The sequence below is a fragment of the uncultured Chitinophaga sp. genome (assembly GCF_937874145.1).
Lineage (GTDB): Bacteria > Bacteroidota > Bacteroidia > Chitinophagales > Chitinophagaceae > Chitinophaga.
Genome location: NZ_CALNBI010000214.1, coordinates 1 through 3,920, shown reverse-complemented (window position 1 = coordinate 3,920; position 3,920 = coordinate 1). Strand labels below are relative to the sequence as shown.

Below are 3,920 nucleotides of genomic sequence, written 5' to 3'. Positions count from 1 at the left end.
GGCCTGAGCTACACGAAATTCGAATATGGTCCCCTGCGGCTGAATGCCACATCCATGGCCATGAACGGCGCCATCCGCGCCACCGTGACGGTAACCAACACGGGCCAATACGACGGCCACGAAACGGTGCAGCTCTATCTCCGCGATGTCACCGCCAGCGTCAACCGCCCCTTGCAGGAACTACGCGGGTTTAAAAAGATCTTTCTGCGGAAAGGGGAGAAGCAGGAAGTAAGTTTCAATATCACCGCCGCCGACCTCAAATTCTACGACCGCAATATGCAATACGTAGTCGAGCCCGGGGAATTCCGGGTACAGATAGGCCCCAACAGCCGGGATGTACAGGAGGTGGCTTTCGAGCTGAAGCCCTGATCAGTACAGCAACTTGCGCAACAGCTCGGGTTGTACGATCCGGATGCGCGTGCCCTGCATCTCGATCAGCTTTTCCGATTTGAAATCGCTGAGCGTGCGGATGAGGGATTCCGTAGCCGTACCCACGAACCGCGCGATATCGTCTCTTGATAACTCGATAAGCGCGTCGGGCTGCTGCTCGAGGTGGAGCTTGTCGTGGATGGCCAGCAGGCCGTTGGCTACGCGCTTGCGCAGCGAATCGTACGCCAGTTGCAGCAATCGGTCTTCTTTTTCCTTCACTTCCATGGCGATGCGCTTGATGAAGGTGCGCGCCACGCTGATATCGTTCAGCAGCTGTTCCAGGAATACCTCTTTGGGGATTTGCACGAGCTCCGTTTGGTCGAGGGCTTCGGCATTTTCTTCATATACATGATCTTCCAGCAAGGGTACATACCCGAAATAATCACCGGTGCCGAAGAGGTTGGTGATGTATTCCTTGCCATCGTCGTTCAGGCGGAAGGCTTTCACTTTACCGCTTTTCACGTAATAGAGGAACTGCGGGTGCTTGCCTTCGCGGTACACGGATTGCTTTTTGGCATATGGCACCACGTCGAAGCTGTCGAGGTCGAGTTGCAGGAGACCGGAGGCTTGCCAGTCCTGGATCATGGTGCCGATGGATTGCGTCCGGGAAGCGGCGAATTTTTCCTGGAGGAATTGCTGCTTCTTCAGCCGGGTTTCGATGGCGGTGAGCAGTTCCACGTCTTCGAAGGGCTTGGTGATATAGTCGTCGGCGCCCATATCCATGCCTTTCCGCCAGTCGCTGCGGTCGGTTTTGGCGGTTACGAAGATGAAGGGTATGTGCTCGGTCTCGGGGTATTTACGGAGCATATGCAATACGCCGTAACCGTCGAGCTCGGGCATCATGATGTCGCAGATGATGAGGTCGGGGCGGTGTTCGCGCGCCATTTCGATGGCCTGCTTGCCATTTTCGGCTTCGAGTGCCCTGTATCCTGCGAGCGTCAGGATTTCCGCTACGTTTTCCCGGATGCCGGGGTGATCGTCTACTACCAGAATCGTCGCTATCATGTTGAAGGAAGGTTTGGAAAATTGATGGAAATGGTGGTGCCTTTGTTCAGTTCGCTCTCCACACCGATCTCGCCGTGCAGCATGTCTACATACCGCTTTACGATATGCAGCCCCAGCCCCGTGCCCTGTATGTTGGTGACGTTGCGGGCGCGGAAGAAACTGCTGAACAGGTACGCTTTATCTTCTTCGGGAATCCCCATGCCCTGGTCCGCCACTTCAGCCAGTATCCGCCCGCCTTCTTCCCTGAGCTTCCACCCGATGGGCGTGCCCGCCGGCGAAAACTTGATGGCGTTGGTGAGGAGATTCACGAAAATATGTTTCAGCAAACGCTTGTCGGATATCACTTTCAACCCGTTCTGCACATCCGGTTGCAATATCTGCCCGGGTTTGAGCAAGCCCTGCACCTCATCCGCCGTTTCCTGCGCAAAAGCCGACAACGAAATCGTTTCCGGGTGGATCTGCACTTTTCCTTCCTCGATACGGCCGAGCGACAGCGTATCTTCCAGCAGTTCGTTCAGGTGGATGACCGACTCGCGGATCTTTCCCACGTGTTTTTCCCGCCGCGGCTGGTCGTCTGTATTAGGATATTTTGCGATGAGCGCGGCGGAAGAAAGGATAGCGCTCAGCGGCGTGCGGAACTCGTGCGATGCCATCGACACGAACCGGGATTTGATCTCATTCAGTTCCTTTTCCTTCTCCAGCGCCTCTTTCAGCTCCGCCTGCGAAGAGGCCAGGTGCGACAGGGCGAGCTCCAGGTTGGCGGTTCTTTTCTCCACTTCCTTTTCCAGCGCCTGGTTCAGCTCCTGCATGGTGCGGTACAGCCGTTTGAGGAACAGCACCAGCATGGTGGAGCTGATCACGAGGATCAGGGAGAAGAAGTGCTCGATGAACACTTCCGCCAGGTTGGGATTTTTGTGGGGCAGGCAGGCGATCACCACCACCAGCACCGTACAGGCGATGCCCATAATCCGCGTAGGCGCGTCCTTCTTGATGAAGATGGTGAGCAGGATGGCCGTGATAAGCCCCCCGTCGAAGAAGTTGTAGTCTGGCCGCCAGACCAGCAGGCACGCGGTTACCAGCATGATGAAGATCGAGATGATGAACGTCTGCCGTTGGCCGAAATGGAACATATTGGTCATTTGCGTTAACTACAAATATAACGCATGCGCGGCGATTGGCAGGCCGACCTGACGAAAGTCACTATTTCCGATCAAAGCCCCCGGGCGGAAGTGGTCTTTTCCACATAAAAGACCCAGTCGTACCGCTCCCTCAGCTCCACGGGCCACAGTGTGAACTGGTGCTCCGATGCAATGGCGCCGATGGTCCGCAAACGGCCTTTCAGCGGCGAATTGCCCAACGGCAGCAGGAACACCGGTACCTGCATGGCCTGCAACTGCGCATCTACCGAGCCCGGCAGCGGCGCTACGAGCGCATGGCCGGTATCCATCTTCGTACGGAAATCGTTTTGCGCGCGGTAGGTGCCCGAACCCGCCAGCATGGCGATGTTCTGGTAGTTTTTGCCGTACATTTCGTGGAGGTGCCCGCCCATCGGCCGGAACGTGAACATAGAATCGGCGTACAGCCTGCCCAGGTGGGAGTTATGTGCCCAGAGCATCATCTTCTCGCCCGGATATTGCGCCCCGATCCATTGCACATTGCGGGCCATCATGGAATCCCGGACGTTGAAGGACCGCACCCAATCCGACTCCTGCAGCCGGAATTCCCGCGCCCCGGCCAGGATGTTCTCCACGCAGAAACGGGCCAGCCGCCAGTCCTTTTCCGGAATATTTTCCACCGAAGCCGGCATGATCCGCAGGATGCTGTCGCAGATGGCAATAATCGGCTCCATGGCTTTGCTGAAGGTGACGGCCGTATCGGCATGGTAGTTCAGCAGGGAATCGAACAAATGCAGCTGGTGGCGGGAAGTTAGCGTGGTTAACTCCTGGTGGAAGTAATGCATCTGCTGGCAATCAAACCCCGTGAAACGCAGCTTTTCGTCATGCTGAAGATTATATTGCCGCATCCAGTACACGAGGTCCGACAGTTCCTCCACCTGGTACACCTGGTGGAAATGTTCCCGGATGATGGCAATGGGATTGCCTTCGCCGGTTTCGAGGAAATGCTGGATGCGCATGGCGCCGATGGGGCTGTCTTCCATGGCGAACACCGTATAGCCCATTTCTTCGGCCAGGAACCGGAACAGGCGATGCTTCATGCGGAAGAACTCACGGGTGCCGTGTGTGCCTTCGCCCGCACCGATGACGCTGGCGGAAGCGAATTGTTTTTTGAGCGGAAGGAGATCGGCGTAATCGCCGGAAGGTTCGGTAGTTTGAAGGCGGAAGGGTTGCTGCGCAAATCCGTTCGCGCACAGGCACAGGATGGCCAGTAACGGCATGGTGATGCGTTTCATGTGATATGTTTTTATGGGTGAAGGGATCGGGTCAGATGCCGCGCAGCTCCCGGAACAGCGCCGTTTGCCTGCGGCT

General features: G+C 56.6%; 4 protein-coding genes. 1 reads left to right on the top strand and 3 read right to left on the bottom strand.

The genetic code is table 11. From position 1 onward, the window contains the following. Positions 1-369, top strand: a 369-nt coding sequence (locus Q0510_RS10455) for a fibronectin type III-like domain-contianing protein (protein WP_298710873.1), incomplete at its 5' end; no start/stop codon positions are given. On the opposite strand, the gene Q0510_RS10450 is transcribed toward Q0510_RS10455, so the two are convergent. From Q0510_RS10450 to Q0510_RS10440, 3 genes are all read right to left on the bottom strand, one after another. After that, the gene (locus Q0510_RS10450) at positions 370-1,434 is read right to left on the bottom strand and encodes a response regulator (RefSeq protein ID WP_298710870.1); all 1,065 of its coding nucleotides are present in this window, start codon (positions 1,432-1,434) and stop codon (positions 370-372) included. Beyond that, positions 1,431-2,573 (bottom strand): HAMP domain-containing sensor histidine kinase, encoded by a 1,143-nt coding sequence (locus tag Q0510_RS10445; RefSeq protein ID WP_298710868.1) that lies wholly within the window; start codon positions 2,571-2,573, stop codon positions 1,431-1,433. The genes Q0510_RS10450 and Q0510_RS10445 overlap by 4 nt, the downstream gene beginning before the upstream one ends. Positions 2,574-2,644: 71 nt before the next feature. Continuing rightward, entirely contained in the window at positions 2,645-3,844 is a 1,200-nt protein-coding gene (locus Q0510_RS10440; protein ID WP_298710865.1) for an erythromycin esterase family protein, read from the bottom strand. Positions 3,845-3,920: the final 76 nt, after the last annotated feature.